The sequence below is a fragment of the Saccharopolyspora sp. NPDC050389 genome (assembly GCF_040655595.1).
Lineage (GTDB): Bacteria > Actinomycetota > Actinomycetes > Mycobacteriales > Pseudonocardiaceae > Saccharopolyspora.
On sequence record NZ_JBFAKG010000086.1, the window covers coordinates 1 to 14,623 of the forward strand.

Annotated in this window: 11 protein-coding genes; 5 read left to right on the plus strand and 6 right to left on the minus strand. The window is 71.0% G+C overall.

The genetic code is table 11. The features are described 5' to 3' along the window. Positions 1 to 148: 148 nt before the first annotated feature. Positions 149 to 1,330: an LCP family protein gene (locus AB0I53_RS38370; RefSeq protein WP_358613956.1), complete on the minus strand. Its 1,182-nt coding sequence runs from the start codon at positions 1,328 to 1,330 to the stop codon at positions 149 to 151. Between the two features lie 136 nt (positions 1,331 to 1,466). After that, positions 1,467 to 2,903: an LCP family protein gene (locus tag AB0I53_RS38375; RefSeq protein WP_358613957.1), complete on the minus strand. Its 1,437-nt coding sequence runs from the start codon at positions 2,901 to 2,903 to the stop codon at positions 1,467 to 1,469. A gap of 533 nt (positions 2,904 to 3,436) precedes the next feature. Between AB0I53_RS38375 and rfbB the strand changes: the two genes are divergently transcribed. Both rfbB and rfbD read left to right on the plus strand, forming a co-directional pair. Next, complete coding sequence (gene rfbB, locus AB0I53_RS38380; protein ID WP_358613958.1) at positions 3,437 to 4,426, plus strand: dTDP-glucose 4,6-dehydratase; 990 nt, start codon at positions 3,437 to 3,439, stop codon at positions 4,424 to 4,426. Then, positions 4,423 to 5,340, plus strand: coding sequence for a dTDP-4-dehydrorhamnose reductase (gene rfbD, locus AB0I53_RS38385; protein ID WP_358613959.1), 918 nt, complete (start codon positions 4,423 to 4,425; stop codon positions 5,338 to 5,340). Before rfbB ends, rfbD begins: the two co-directional genes overlap by 4 nt. Positions 5,341 to 5,518: 178 nt before the next feature. Here the strand turns inward: rfbD and AB0I53_RS38390 are convergent, their stop codons facing one another. The 3 genes from AB0I53_RS38390 to AB0I53_RS38400 form a co-directional block, all read right to left on the minus strand. Next, on the minus strand, positions 5,519 to 6,568 hold the full coding sequence (locus tag AB0I53_RS38390) for a glycosyltransferase family 1 protein (RefSeq protein ID WP_358613960.1): 1,050 nt from the start codon (positions 6,566 to 6,568) through the stop codon (positions 5,519 to 5,521). Next, a complete protein-coding gene (locus tag AB0I53_RS38395) occupies positions 6,558 to 9,068 on the minus strand; it encodes a glycosyltransferase (protein ID WP_358613961.1) in 2,511 nt (836 codons plus the stop codon). Before AB0I53_RS38395 ends, AB0I53_RS38390 begins: the two co-directional genes overlap by 11 nt. A 384-nt stretch (positions 9,069 to 9,452) precedes the next feature. Then, complete coding sequence (locus AB0I53_RS38400) at positions 9,453 to 10,400, minus strand: glycosyltransferase family 2 protein (RefSeq protein WP_358613962.1); 948 nt, start codon at positions 10,398 to 10,400, stop codon at positions 9,453 to 9,455. A gap of 172 nt (positions 10,401 to 10,572) precedes the next feature. Between AB0I53_RS38400 and AB0I53_RS38405 the strand changes: the two genes are divergently transcribed. The 3 genes from AB0I53_RS38405 to AB0I53_RS38415 all read left to right on the plus strand — a co-directional run bounded on the left by AB0I53_RS38405 (position 10,573) and on the right by AB0I53_RS38415 (position 13,987). Continuing rightward, on the plus strand, positions 10,573 to 11,667 hold the full coding sequence (locus AB0I53_RS38405) for a glycosyltransferase family 1 protein (RefSeq protein WP_358613963.1): 1,095 nt from the start codon (positions 10,573 to 10,575) through the stop codon (positions 11,665 to 11,667). A 130-nt stretch (positions 11,668 to 11,797) separates the two neighbouring features. Then, the gene (locus AB0I53_RS38410; protein ID WP_358613986.1) at positions 11,798 to 12,928 is read left to right on the plus strand and encodes a glycosyltransferase family 1 protein; all 1,131 of its coding nucleotides are present in this window, start codon (positions 11,798 to 11,800) and stop codon (positions 12,926 to 12,928) included. Positions 12,929 to 13,126: 198 nt separating this feature from the next. Then, positions 13,127 to 13,987 carry a glycosyltransferase family 2 protein gene (locus AB0I53_RS38415; protein ID WP_358613964.1) on the plus strand — a complete coding sequence of 287 codons (861 nt, stop codon included), beginning with the start codon at positions 13,127 to 13,129 and terminating at the stop codon, positions 13,985 to 13,987. Between the two features lie 149 nt (positions 13,988 to 14,136). Here the strand turns inward: AB0I53_RS38415 and AB0I53_RS38420 are convergent, their stop codons facing one another. Then, positions 14,137 to 14,484, minus strand: coding sequence for a hypothetical protein (locus tag AB0I53_RS38420; RefSeq protein ID WP_358613965.1), 348 nt, complete (start codon positions 14,482 to 14,484; stop codon positions 14,137 to 14,139). Positions 14,485 to 14,623: the final 139 nt, after the last annotated feature.

Below are 14,623 nucleotides of genomic sequence, written 5' to 3' on the forward strand. Positions count from 1 at the left end.
CCTCTGCCGCGCGGCGCTCGGCCGGCGCGCGGCCTAGCGTTGCGGCCCCGACACCCCCCACACCAATTCCTCACGGCCCCGTGCTTACAGGAACGCTGCCGCTCCGGCCCCGTGCTTACAGGAACGCTGCCGCTCCGGCCCGGTTGCGTCAGTTGACGCAGGGGATTCCGCCGTCGGAGGTGATCGGCTGCTGGGCGTGCGCGGTGCCGTCCAAGCGCAGCCGGGCCGTCGGCGCCAGGCGCGGCGGAGCCGGGACGGTCAGCTGGCCGAAGAAGTTCTGCGCCGCCGCCGGATCGATGTTGATGATGTACTGCCCGCGGTCGTCCCGGGTGCCCGTGTCGGACACCGGCAGCGTCATGAACGTGACCCGCCCGGCGGCCAGTTCCTGCATCTGCTGCACGAAACCCAGCGGTTCCCAGCCCTCGTCGAGCACCACCGCGCGGCGGGTGGCCTGCACCAGGTCGTTGATCATCCCCGGGTCGGTGAGGGTGCCGGTGGACAGCACCTTGTTCGCCAGCCCGGCCATGAACACCTGCTGCCGCACGATCCGGTCCAGGTCGCCGCGCGGCAGGCCGTGCCGCTGCCGGACGAACGCCAGCGCGTCGCCGCCGGTGATGGTGTGCCGTCCGGCGGCGAAGTCGGCGCCGGAATCCTTGTCGCTGGTGGCCTGCTGCAGGCAGACGTCGACCCCGCCGACGGCCTCGGTGAGCTCGTAGAACCCGACCAGGTTGATCTCCGCGTAGTGGTCGATGCGCACCCCGGTGAGGCCTTGCACGGTCTGCACCAGCGCGCGTTGCCCGGCGAGCTGCGCGGTGTGCTCGATCTCCGCGTCCGGCACGCCGTCGCCCCGCAGCTTCTCCGCGGTGGCGCGCTTGGTCAGCCCGTAGACGGCGTTGATCTTCTCCAGGCGGCCGCCGGGCACCGCGGTGTAGGTGTCGCGCGGGATGGACACCGCGGTCGGCTGCGCGGTGTTGTGCGGGATCCGGATCACCACGAGGCTGTCGGTGTTCAGGCCGTCGGCCGCCTCGGTGCGCAGCTGCTTCAGCACTTTCTCCGGCAACGGATTGCCCTGCGCATCGTTGCGGCTGTCGCTGCCGACAAGCAGCACGTCCGTCGCGCCGTCATCGGCGGGCGGCCCCTGCGGCGCGTCCGCGAGCACCTTGGCCGAGCTGACGTCGCTGAGCCGGTCCACCACGATCCAGCCGATGGCGGTGAGGGCGAGCACGACGGCCGAGACCAGCGCGAGCAGGCTGCGCCCGGCGATGCGGATCCCGGCCCGCTGCGGACCGGCCGATGCCGCAGCTTCCGGTTCCTGTTCCGGTTCGCCCACTTCGTCTCTCCCCCAACCGTTGCCGCTACGACGAACAAGGTTAACTGCCTTGGGAACCCGTGAGTGGCAGCCAGGCGGTTAACCGTGGTCGAAACCTCGCGGGGGAGACGCGCTCACGTCGCCTTCGTGACGCCGGTCATCGCACGCAGGGCACGCCGTCCGCGGTGATCGAAGGCTCCTCGTCGGATGCCGTCTGAGCCGGCAGCGGGGCGGCCTGGCGCAATCCGTCGAGCTGGACGGTCTGGGCACCGGCGAAGTTCTGCGTGCCCGGGCCCTTGTAGTCCTTGCCCAGGTAGACCTGCACGCTGCCGGCTTTGACGCTGGAGCGCGCCTCTGTTGGCACGCCGCCGAGGGCGTCCGCGACCTGCTTCGCGGCCGCCTCTTCGCCGGCCGCGAAGTAGACGACCGAGCTGTCCATGGTTTCGGCGTTGGAGCTGCCGCCGGCCTTGAAGCCCTGTCCGGAGAGCTCGTCGAGCACCCGCCCGGCCAGACCGCTGACCCCGGAGGAGTTGTAGACGCTGACCGAGATGTCCGCCCGGGCCTGCATCGAGACCTGCTTCTGCTGCCGCTCCTGCGGCGACAGCAGCAGATCCGCGGCGAACTGCTTGAGCTCCGGGATGTTGATCGTGACGTCCTCCGAGCCCGACGAGCCGACCAGGTGCACCGGGGCGGTGAAGAACTGCACGTTGCCGCCCGAGAGGCCCTGCATCTGCTGGGCGAAACCGAGGACGTCGCTGGCCAGCGCGGGGTCCAGGATGACCGACTTCTGGACGGCGTTGACCAGGTTGGTCAGCTTGGCCGGGTTGGTCAGTGTGCCGGTGGACATGACCTTGCCGACGAGCGCGGACATGAAGACCTGCTGGCGCTTGCCGCGGTCCAGCTCGTTGATCAGGCCCTTCCGCTGGCGCACGAAGGCCAGCGCGTCGGCGCCCTCGATCGTCTGCGTGCCCTTGTGGAAATTCGCGCCGGAGTCCTTGTCCTTGGTGTCGTCGAGCAGGCAGACCTCGACGCCGCCGATGGCCTTGGTGACGTCGTAGAAGCCGAGCAGGTTGACCTCGGCGTAGTGGTCGATGCTGACGCCGGTGACGTTCTCGATGGTGGTCAGCAGCAGCTGCTTGCCGGCGAGCCGGGACTTGTCCTCGAGTTCCTTCGGGTCGGTGACGCCTTCCTTCCTCAGCTTCGCCATCTCGGCGTGCTTGCCGCGGTTCATGGTCTCGGTGAGCTTGGTCTTGCCATCCCCGAGGCCGATGTCGACGAGCGTGTCGCGGGGGAAGGAGATCGCGCTGGCGCTCTGCCCGCCGTTGGGGATGCGGACCAGGATCATCGCGTCGGTGAGGTCACCGCCGTCGAAGCTGGTGCGCAGCTCGCGCAGCACGTTCTCGGGCAGCGGATTGCCGTAGGCGTCGGTGCGGCTGTCGTTGCCGATCAGCAGGATGTCGGTGGCGCCGTCCGGGGCGCTGAGGCCCTTGCCGATGACGTCGGCGGTGGAGGTGCCCCCGGCCCCGGGCCGGAACATCGCCCAGCCGAACCCGGTGGTGCTCAGCACCAGCACGGACAGCAGCGCGAACAGCACGCGGCCGAAGGTGCGCGCGCCCCGGCGGTTGTGCCGCCGCTGCCAGACGTCGCCATCCGGGGGAACCTCCGCATTCCCCGAACGGGTGGAAGAACGGCGTCGTGCGTCACTCTGAGCAGGCCTGCGGCCGGGGCCGCCGGGTGGTGGCGCCGCTCCGCCGCGACGGCTGCTCGACGGGGTGCCGCCGGCTCCGGGCCGGCCCTGGCCGCCGGGTCCGCGGGGCGTAGCGGATCTGCCGGGCTGACCCTGCGGGCCGCCTGGCCACCTCGGCCGGTCCTCCACGAATCCTCCTTGGCCTGCCGGCGAGCGTTACACGTTGGCGAAGTGATTTTGCTCGTGTTCCGGTTGCAGGCTAGCGGTGAACCTGGGGCGGTTGGGCAGGTCCCAGTAACAGGGGTGATATCACTCATAAGGGTGAAGCCAGTTTGTAACGCTGCGTAGCGAGGGATCCTGCTTCGTAGCGCGGCGTGTCATGCCAGACTGCGGACACGGGCCTGCTGCGGGCCGCGGTAAACCCGGCGAGGAAGGGCGCAATGCGGATTCTGGTCACCGGTGGGGCCGGCTTCATCGGCTCGCACTACGTTCGGCAGCTCCTCAGCGGCGCGTATCCCGCGTTCTCCGACGCCGACGTGATCGTGCTCGACAAACTCACCTACGCGGGCAACGAGGCGAACCTGGCACCGGTCGCGGACAACCCGCGGCTGAAGTTCGTCCGCGGTGACATCTGCGACCGCGAGCTGGTCGGCGGCCTGCTCACCGACGTGGACGTGGTCGTGCACTTCGCCGCCGAAAGCCACGTGGACCGGTCGATCACCGGCTCGGACGCCTTCGTGGTCACCAACGTCGTCGGCACGAACGTGCTGCTGCAGGCCGCGCTCGACGCCGGTGTCGGCAAGTTCGTGCACGTGTCGACCGACGAGGTCTACGGCTCCATCGACGAAGGCTCCTGGCCCGAAAACCACGCGCTGGAGCCGAATTCGCCGTACTCGGCGGCGAAAGCGGGCTCGGACCTGCTGGTCCGCGCCTACCACCGCACGCACGGCCTGCCGGTGTGCATCACGCGCTGCTCCAACAACTACGGGCCCTACCAGTTCCCGGAGAAGGTGCTGCCGCTGTTCATCACGAACCTGATGGACGGCGTCCAGGTGCCGCTCTACGGCGACGGGCTCAACGTGCGGGACTGGCTGCACGTCAGCGACCACTGCCGGGGAATCCAGCTGGTGGCCGAGTCCGGGCGGCCGGGCGAGATCTACAACATCGGCGGCGGCACCGAGCTGACCAACAAGGAGCTGACCGAGCGGCTGCTGGCCGAGCTGGGCGTGGACTGGTCGATGGTGCGACCGGTGGCGGACCGCAAGGGCCACGACCGCCGCTACTCGGTGGATCACGGCAAGATCGTCCAGGAATTGGGGTACGAGCCGCAGGTCGACTTCGAGACCGGGCTGCGCGAGACGGTCCGCTGGTACCAGGAGAACCGCGACTGGTGGGAGCCGCTGAAGGCCCGCGCGGAGGCGGCGAAGTGAGCCGCCTCGCCGTGCTGGTCCCGGGCGGCCGCGGCCAACTGGGCTCGGAGCTGGCCCGCATCCTCACCGCGCGGTCCGGCGCGCTGGTGCACGCGCCCGGCTCCAAGGAACTGGACATCACCGACGCCGAGGAGATCGCCGACGCGGTGGGTTCGTTCGCGGAGACGGCGAAGGACGCCGAGCTGGAGCCGGTGGTGATCAACGCGGCGGCCTACACGGGAGTGGACGCGGCCGAGTCCGACCCGGATCGCGCGGCCCGGATCAACGCCGAAGGCGCCGCCGACCTGGCGAAGGCCTGCCGGACCAGCGGCCTGCCCCTGCTGCACGTGTCAACGGATTACGTGTTCCCGGGCGACGGGACCAGGCCGTACGAGCCGACGGACCCGACCGGCCCGCGCTCGGTGTACGGGCGCACGAAGCTCGAAGGCGAACGGGCGGTGCTGGAATCCGGCGCGCGCGCCTGGGTGGTGCGCACGGCGTGGGTGTACGGCGCGCGCGGCGGGAACTTCGTGAAGACGATGATCCGCCTGTCCGGCGAGCGCGACTCGCTGTCCGTTGTGGACGATCAGATCGGCTCGCCGACCTGGGCGGCGGACCTGGCGAACGGCCTGCTGGAACTGGCCGAGCGGGTCGCCGACCGCCAGGACCCGAAGCAGAAGGTGTTGCACTGCACCAATTCGGGCCAGGCGAGCTGGTGCGAGTTCGCCCGGGCGATCTTCGCGGAACTAGGAGCGGACGAGAACCGGGTTAACCCGTGCACGACGGCGGACTACCCGCTCCCGGCGCCCCGGCCGGCCTACTCGGTCCTATCCGACGCGGCCTGGCGAGAGGCGGGCCTGACGCCGATTCGCCCCTGGCGAGAAGCCCTGAAGGCGGCGTTCGAAGCAGACGGCGAAGCCCTCCGAGGCAGGTGACGAAGTCACCTGAGCCGGTGAAGTCGACCTTGAACGCCTGCTCCAGTGGCTTATCGGCTGGTGAGGGCTTCGTCCCTGTGCGTAATGAGTATTGCTGAGCCCCGTGGAGGCGAGGAAGGAAGGCCAGGTGGCCCGGGGCATTACCGGGAGCCTGGCCTGGCGCATTTCTGGGGTGCGTTCAGGTCGTTGCGCGTTGGTATGCCGTGATCGTGGCTTCCGCACAGGTTCGCCAGGTGAAGGTTCTTGCTCGGGCGCGGCCGTTTTCCGCGTTCGGCGGGTCGGTCAGGGCTCGGTGCAGGGCTTCGTTCAGGGTCGCCGGGTCGCCGTGGGGGACGAGGATCGCTTGGCTCGCCGTGACTTCGCGGAGGGCCGGGATGTCCGAGCACACCACCGGGGTTCCGCAGGCCATGGCTTCCAGCGCCGGTAGGCCGAATCCCTCGTCGCGGGAGGGCAATACGAGCGCGCTCGCGCCGGCGACCAGGCGGCGCAGGTGCTCGTCGGGGAGGTAACCGGTGCGGATCACGCCGTTGCGGCTGCCCGCCTCGCCGGGGCCCGCGATGACCAGCGGCGGCAGGTCGGGGCCGTGGGCTTCGAGCAATCCCGGCAGTCCCTTGCGAGGGCCTTCGGCGCCGACGAACAGCAGGTAGTCCGAAGGCATTCCATAGTGAACTCGAAGATCGGAATCCATTGGTGTCGCGGAGAACCACTCGGGATCGACGCCGAGCGGAGTGACCACGATCTTCTCGGGAGGAACTTCGAGGCGCGCGCTGACTGCGTCGGCTACCGCGGCCGTCGGCGTGCACACCACCCGCGCCCGCCGCGCGGAACTCAGCACGAGTTCGGGCAAGTCGGGTTCGGCCAGCGACGGATCGTCCAGGAACGCCAAGTCGTGCACGGTCACCACACCGCCCGCTCGAATCGACGGCGGCAGCACGAAGTTCGTGCCGTGCACCACCTGCGCCGACCCGGCGAGCAGTTCGACGGGCGGGAAAGCGCCGCGCTGCCAAAGCTTCCGCAGGATCCGCGCCGGGATCGGCGGCCCCACCGCGCGCGTTCCGGCCGGTGCCAGCGAACGCAGCTCCCGCCAGCCGCGGGTGGTGAACCCGATCAGCCGAACGTCCACAAGGGACGCGAGCTCGCCGACCAGGGACGTGGTGTAGCGCCCGATTCCGGTGCGCCGGCCGAGCAGCGGCGTGCCGTCCAGCAGGACGCGCAGGTCAGCGGCCACGGAACCGCTCGCCGGCGATCCGCCGGAGCCGCCCGGTCGCCCGCTTCGCGACCTCCAGCGGGCCGCCCGCGTCGAGGTATTCGCGCAGCAGCGCGATGTCGCGGCGCGCCGTCTCGACGCGGTTCAGCTGCGGGCTGCGCACGAGCGGCGCGCTCGCCTTGAGCCGGTCGGCGGCCGGGCGCGGGTCGCGGCAGAACTCGGTCAGCGACGCCAGCACGGATTCCCAGGTGAACCGCTCGCGGACCGGGGCGATCCGGCGGCGGCACTCGGCGGCGAACTCCTCGTCGTAGAGCACCTTTTCCAGCGCGGCGGCCAGCGCGTCCGGATCCTCGGCCGGGACCACGACCCCGATGCCCTCCTCGCGCACCAGGTCGGCGAACGAGTCGCCGTCGGTGGTCACCACCGGCAGCCCGGACCACAGGTAGTCCAGCACGCGGGTGCGGAACGCGAACGTCGTCTCCACGTGCTCGAAGTGCGTGGTGACGCCGCAGTCCGCGTCGAGCAGGTAGTTCTGCCGCTCGCCGTAGGGCACCCACGTCTCGTTGAAGAACACGAACTTGTCGGTCAGTCCGAGCCGGCGGGCCAGGCCGCGGGTCTGCTCGGCCATGCCCATCTCCGGCACGTCCGGATTCGGGTGCTTCATGCCGAGGAAGAACAGCCGGACGTCGTTGTGCTGGTGGGAAAGCCGGTGCACCGCGTGCAGCAACGTCAGCGGGTCGAACCAGCTGTAGACGCCGCCGGCCCACAGCACGACCTTGTCCTCGGCCGCGATGCCGGACCGGTTGCCCTTGATCGCCGGGCCGGTGCGGCGCGGCGCCACCGACGGCAGGCCGAACGGCACGACCGAGAGCAGCGAGCGGACCGTCGGGTCGTTGTCGTACAGGCCCGGGGTCAACCGGCCCAGCGATGCGAGGTGGCCCAGCCAGAAGTGCCGCTGCCGTTCCGACGCGCAGAGGAAGAAGTCGCCGCGCTGCAGTTGGGTATTGAGCACCTTGGTGACCCCGGCCAGGTCCTTCGCGCGGCGCTCGTCGTCGGTGTCGCGACCCTGCTCCAGCAGTTCCAGGTGCATCGGGTCGTAGACGTCGCACACCACGATCTTGGTGGAGTCGACGTGCTTGAGCGCCGGCACCATCTCCAGCACATGGCCCTGCAGCACCACGACGTCCGCCCAGTCGACGTGGGCGCCGAGCTCGCGCGGTTTCGCCGCGATCACGGCGAAATCCGACTCCGGCGGGCTGACGAGCGCGTTGACGCTGACCAGCCGCACCTCGTGCTCGGCGGAGAGCACCTCGGCCATGTGCCACGCGCGGATCGCCGGGCCGGCCATCCGCTCGGTGACCGCGTCGCCGGTGATCACCACGACCTTCCGGGGGCGGCCGAAGACCTCGTCCAGCCCGAACGCGTCGACCAGCGCGTCGTGCGCGGCGAGGTAGCGCGGCAGCGGGTAGGCGGGCTCCATCGCCTTGCGCATCAACGGCACCAGGTCGGCGTCGGTGCGCACCCGCGCCTGCTGCTCCTCTTCGCGGGACTGCTTCAGCGACGGCAGCAGCTCGACGAACTGGTCGATCGCCAGCATCCCGGCCAGCGCGGATCGGTCGATCGGAACCGGGCTGTCGTCCTCGCGGTCGCCGCGCCGGGTGATCTCCAGCTGCGTCGGGTCGATCTCGCCGCGCGCGGTGGCCCGCCGCACGGCCAGCGCCATCGCGGCAGGCAGCGCCTTCGCCAGCGTCTCGTCGGAGACGTTCTTGTACAGCGCGGCGAGCGCGTTGCGCTCCAGCAGGTAGTACTCGCGGGCCGAGGACACCTCGGCCATCGAGGCGTGGTGACGGTGGAACGTCAGCGAACCCGGTTCGTAGCGGACCCGCCAGCCGCGCAGGTTCAGCCGCCAGCCGAGGTCGACGTCCTCGTAGAACATGAAGAAGCGCTCGTCGAAGCCATCGAGCGCGGCGAACAGCTCGGCCCGCACGAACAGCGCCGAACCGGTGCCGAACAGCACGTCCCGGGCAGCGTCGTGCGAGCCGTCGTCGACCTCGCCAGCGTGGCGCTTGTAGCCCATCCCGAACCAGGTCAGCCCGCCGTCGACGAAGTCGATGTGGCGGCCCTCCCAGTCCAGGACCTTGCTGGCGACCGCGCCCACCGTCGGCTCCGACCGCAGCACCGCGACGGCCGCGCGCACCCAGGCGCGATCCGGTTTGGCGTCGTTGTTGAGGAAGGCCAGCACCTGGCCGGTGGCGTTGCGGGCGGCGAGGTTGCAGCCACCGGCGAAACCGAGGTTGGTGTCCGACTCGATCAACCGCACCTCCGGAGCGGCGGCGCGGATCCGCTCGGCGCTGCCGTCGCCGGAGGCGTTGTCGACGCAGATCACCTCCAGCCGGTCGGCCGGATAGTCGAGCTCGTCGCGGAGCGCGCGCAGGCAGGTGATGGTGTCGTCCGCGCCGCGGTAGTTGACCACGATCACCGACACCACGGGCAGGTTGCTGCGGTCGGACAATTCAGCCACGCCCTAAAGCGTGCACCATCACCCGGCGCAGCCTGCGGGGTGTTCGGGAAAACGCGGCCGACCCGACACCTGCGGCAGCCCGGCGCTGGGCGACCGACACACCGGGGCGAGCCGGTGTGGGTGGGTGTGGTGGGTGGAGTGAACGGCCTGTCGACTCCGTCTAGCGAGGTGAACGGGCCGTTCGCCTCCCCCAACAACGCGGTGGCGCTCGCGCAGGTGGCTCGGATCGCACCTGTCCCAACGTCCGGTGGGACCCGGACACGCCGGGGCGCGTCGGTGCCGTTCGGTGTGGTGGGTGGAGTGAACGGCCTGTTGACTCCGTCTAGCGAGGTCAACGGGCCGTTCGCTCCAACCCGCCTGCCGGCAGGAACTCGGGTGCGGGATTCAGGCTCCTGCCCAGGTCTCCCACACTTCGCTCCGCGGAACCCGCGCAGTTCGGCCGATCTGCCGCCGGGTGCGGAGCGCCGCCGGTAGACCGGCCACGACCTCGCCCAGCACGCGGAGCCGCAAGGCGACGTGGAAGTTCGCCGCGTCGGGAACGGAACTCGCCCGCGCCGCCCGGCGCAACGGCAAGGCGAGGGTGATCGCGGCGAAGCGGGCGAGCTCTCGCGCCGCGACCAGGGCGGGAGCGCAGCGAAGCAGAGTGAGCAGGCGGTTCCGCTCGTTCCAGCGGTGGAACAACGCCGAACCCGGCAACGTCGTCGCACCGTGCAGGTGAGACGCGCCGGCGTCGGCTGCCGGGACGATCCGGTGCCCTGCGAGGCGGAGCCGCCACGCGGTGTCGGTGTCCTCGTAGTAGCAGAAGAAGTGAGCCGGAACACCACCGACGGAACGGAGGTGCGCGGTGCGCAGCAGCACTGCGCCGCCGCAGAAGCCGAACACGCCGCCGGAGGCATCAGGCGCGTCAGCGCCGTGGCCGTCGGCCGTGAGGCGAACGCCGACGGACTGCACCCGGCCGTCCGGCGTGCGGAGCACGGAGGACGCCGCAGCGGCGGAGCCGTCCGCGTCGAGCGCGGCTTCGAGCGCCGCGAGCCAGCCGGAGGATGGCGCAGCGTCGTCGTTGAGCCACGCGACGTAAGGAGTGTGGATTCGGTCGAGCGCAGCGGTGATCCCGCCGGCGTAGCCGGTGTTGCGGCGCAGCCGCAGCACTTCCGGCGCCGATGGGTGCGCGGCGATCAGGGCGGCCGTGCCGTCGTCGGAGGCGTTGTCGACCACCAGTGTCCGATGTGGATGGTCTTGGGCCGCCAGTGCGTCCAGGCATGCCTCGATGTGGTCCCGCCCTCGCCAGGTCACCACGATCACGGTGCTGCGCACCCGTTCCGACGCCGTCACGCCCGAAGACGTTACGCACCAGCGGCCTCGGGGCGCTCGCAGTACCCCGCTGAGCCGGCACCATCCCGCTCGCGCTCCTCGCACAGCCTTGGCTACCTGCGGTAACGCGCCGTTCGGCGCCTCGCTGAACGCCGCCGTTCGGCGAGGCGTGCCGGTGCGGGAAGCTGGTCGGGTGCCCGAGCTAGTCACGATCGCCGAGCAGCTGCTCGCACCGGTTCCCGGCGGAACCGGCCGCTACACGCGGGAGCTGCTGCGCGCGATGGCCGAGACCGCGCCGAGCGGGTGGGAGCTGAGCAGCGTGATCAGCCGCGGCGGCGATCCCGAGGCCGCGCGAGTTCCCGGCGTGCCCGGGCCTCGGGTGCTGCCGCTGCCGCGTCGCGCGCTGATCGCCGCCTGGGAACGCGGTCTCCCGTTCTGGCCGGGCGGTGACTCGGTGCACGCCATGACGCCGCTCGCGCCGCCCGCGAAGCGCGGGCGCGGCCTGGTGGTGACGGTGCACGACACGGTTCCGTGGACGCATCCGGAAACCCTGACGCCGCGCGGAGTTTCCTGGCACCGGCGGGCGATCGGCCGGGCCGCGCGGCACGCCGATGCGCTGGTCGTGCCCACCGCCGCGGTGGCCGCCGACCTCGCGAAGCGCATCCCGATCAACGCGAGGCTGGAGGTCATCGGTGAAGGCGTCACGCCGACACTGCTGGCCGAACCCGATCCGGCCATCGCCGCGCGGCTGGCGCTGCCCGAGCGGTACGTGCTGGCGATAGGCACGATCGAGCCGCGCAAGGGCTACGAACACCTGGTGCGGGCGATGGCCGAGCCCGCCGCCCCGGACGTGCCGCTGCTGATCGTCGGCCGCCGCGGATGGGGCGACGTCGACGTGCTGCGGATCGCCGCCGAGTGCGGTGTGGAGCACGTGCGGGTGCTGGAGTCGGTGTCCGACGCCGAACTCGCGGCCCTGCTGCGGAACGCGACGGCGCTGGCCGCGCCGAGCCTCGCGGAAGGCTTCGGCCTCCCGCTGGTCGAGGCGATGGCGCTCGGCGTGCCGATCGTGCATTCCGACGCACCGGCTCTGGTGGAGGTCGCGGGCGGGGCAGGCGTGACGGTGCCGCGGGCCGACCCGGCAGCGCTCGCCGCCGCCCTGCGCTCCGTCGTCGACGATCCCGTGCGCCGGGCCGAACTGATCGCCGCGGGTACTCGGCGGGTCGCGAATTTCACTTGGTCACAAGCGGCGCGGCAGGTTTGGCGACAGCACCTCGACATCGCCGCCTGATCCGGGCGGCCCAGCGGCGCGAGCCGGCACGCGCACGGGGCGAAGCAGGACAGAACACATTTTCGTCGACTCGACGCAGGTTCGGGCATCCGCACCGTAATCTGCTCAGGTGCACAGAGGCGAGCCGCACATTCTCATCGACGCCACCGCGGTACCAGCGGATCGAGGCGGCGTCGGCCGATACGTCGACTCCCTGCTGGCTGCCCTGGACGTGGACGGCGCCCGGCTCACCGTCACCTGCCAGCCTCGCGACGCGGAGCTGTACGCGGCCATCGCGCCGCACACCGACGTGGTGCCCGCCACCGACGCCGTCGCCACCCGCACCGCCCGGCTGACCTGGGAGCAGGCCACCCTGCCGCTGCTGGTGCGCCGGCTCGGGATCGACGTGCTGCACTCGCCGCACTACACGACGCCACTGGCCAACCCGGCCGCATCGGTGGTCACCCTGCACGATGCGACGTTCTTCACCAATCCCGCGGTGCACTCGCCGGTCAAGGCCAGGTTCTTCCGCGCGTGGACGCGCACCGCGCTGCGCCGCGCGACGCTGTGCATCGTGCCGAGCAAGGCGACCGCGGCCGAGTTAGCCCGCTCCGTCGGTGCCGACCGCGCCCGGATGCCGGTCATGTACCACGGCGTGGACCCGGACCGGTTCCACCCGCCGACGCCGGAGGAGATCAGGGAGGTGCGCGAGCGGCTGAGCCTGCACGACCAGCCCTACGTGGCCTTCCTCGGCGCGCTGGAACCGCGCAAGAACGTGCCCGCGCTGATCCGCGGCTTCATGATCGCCTGCCAGGGCCGCGCCGACTCGCCGGCGCTGGTGCTGGCCGGCCAGCCGGGCTGGGACACGCGCGTCGAACGGGCGCTGGAGGCCGTGCCGCACCGGATTCGGGTGATCCGGGCCGGCTACCTGCCGTTCAAGCAGCTGGCCGGTTTCCTCGGTGGCGCGCACCTGGTCGCCTACCCGAGCATCGGTGAAGGCTTCGGCTTACCCGTGCTGGAGGCGATGGCCTGCGGTGCCGCGGTGCTCACCACGCGGCGGCTGAGCCTCCCGGAAGTCGGCGGCGACGCCGTCGCCTACTGCGGGGTGGGGGCCGGCGAGATCGCGAACGGCCTGACCGAATTGCTGGACGACCCGGCCCGCCGAGCGGCGCTCGCCGCGGCGGCCCAGCTCCGGGCGAAGGAGTTCACCTGGGCGGCCTGCGCGACCCAGCACCGCGAGACCTTCGCCAGGGCCCACCACATCCACGCCCGAACCCGCTGACCGCTCCAGGCTCGTTCTGCTTGGCGGTGCGGGCGGCGGAACCTCAGAAAGCAAACCGGCCTCCACGACAGCCGCCTCAAGTACTTACGAGCGTTGACCAGTGGAAACGGAGCCCCCGCAGCTTCGCTGGCGGCAGTCTCCGCCGGAACTCAGGTCGGGTGGCTGTCCGGTCTGCGCCGTTCGGCAGAATGTGTTGATGTGACCGACGCGCGCACCTACGGCGATGAAGTCGCCGTTGTCACCGTGACCTACTCCCCGGGCGAGACCCTGGAGCGGTTCCTCGACACCTTGAACAAGGCGACGGAGCGCTCGACCCGGGTGATCCTCGCCGACAACACCTCCACCGACGGCGCACCCGAACGGGCCGCCGCGGAACGCGCGAACGTCGACTTCGTGCCCACCGGCGGCAACCTCGGCTACGGCGGCGCGGCCAACCGCGGAGTCGCCGAGCTCGGCGACGAATTCGGCTGGGTCGTGGTCGCCAACCCGGACCTGGAGTGGCAGCCGGGTTCGCTCGACGAACTGCTGGCCGCGGCCAAGCGCTGGCCGCGCGGCGGATCGTTCGGCCCGCTGATCAAGGAGCCCAACGGCGAGGTCTACCCGTCGGCGCGGTTGCTGCCGTCGATCGGCCGCGGCGCCGGGCACGCGCTGCTCGGCAAGGTCTGGCCGAAGAACCCGTGGTCCAGCGCCTACCGCCAGTCCGAGGCGACGATCACCGAGCGGCCGGCCGGCTGGCTGTCCGGATCGTGCCTGCTGCTGCGCCGCGAGGCGTTCGACTCCATCGACGGCTTCGACCCGCGCTACTTCATGTACTTCGAAGACGTCGACCTCGGCGACCGGCTCGGGAAGAAGGGCTGGCTGAACGTCTTCGTGCCGAGCGCGGAGATCATGCACATCGGCGGGCACTCCACCTCGGGCGCCTCCAAGCGGATGCTCGTCGAGCACCACCGCAGCGCCTACCGCTACCTCGCCGACCGCTACCCGGGGCCGGCCTGGGCCCCGCTGCGGCTCGCCCTGCGCGCGGCGCTGACCGCCCGCGCCCGCATCGCAACCCGCTGACGACTGTTCTCGAAAATGGCTTGCGTGGCGGTGCGGGTAGCTGTGAGATCCCCGACATCATGAATGTCGATCCAAGCTGGGAGAACCCCAGCGGGGTGGGCACCGTGAACCCGCGGAGTCCCGCACTTCAAGCGGCTTGCAGAACAGCCCTAGTACTGGGGGTAGTGCTGGCCGGCCTGCGAACCAAGCGGCCCGAACTCGTGCGGGGCGCGCTGCGCGTGGTACGGGTTCGGCGGGAGATTCTGCTGGCCCTGCTCGTAATCCTCGGTCGGCCAGCCGCCGTGCTGGGGCTCGTGCCGCTGCGGCTGCTGCCGGGGGTGACCGCCGGGCAGCACCTGCGTGGTGTCCGGCGAGTCGGCCTGGTTGACGACATCGCGCGGGATGCGCACGGTGCTCGCGGCATCCATCGGCGAGGTGGCATTGTCGGGGGTGACGACGAACGCGCCGCGTGCCCGCGCGCGAGCAAGTGCTTCGTCGGCTCGGAGGCGCGGGTCCATGGGGATGCCCTCTCAGTCGTTCGCAGTCGGTGGTCCGCGTTGGCGGGCGTCGAACTGGGCGACCGCTGCGGGCGGGCCCGGTGTTCATTATGCCGTTGCCCCTGCCAGAGTATTCCCCCCAATGGGTTTTCGTCACTGA

What these genes read in the sequence shown, in the direction of transcription:
- rfbB (WP_358613958.1), top strand. Translation starts at nt 3,437, where the DNA reads ATGCGGATTCTGGTCACCGGTGGGGCCGGCTTCATCGGCTCGCACTAC.
- AB0I53_RS38420 (WP_358613965.1), bottom strand. Translation starts at nt 14,484, where the DNA reads ATGGACCCGCGCCTCCGAGCCGACGAAGCACTTGCTCGCGCGCGGGCA.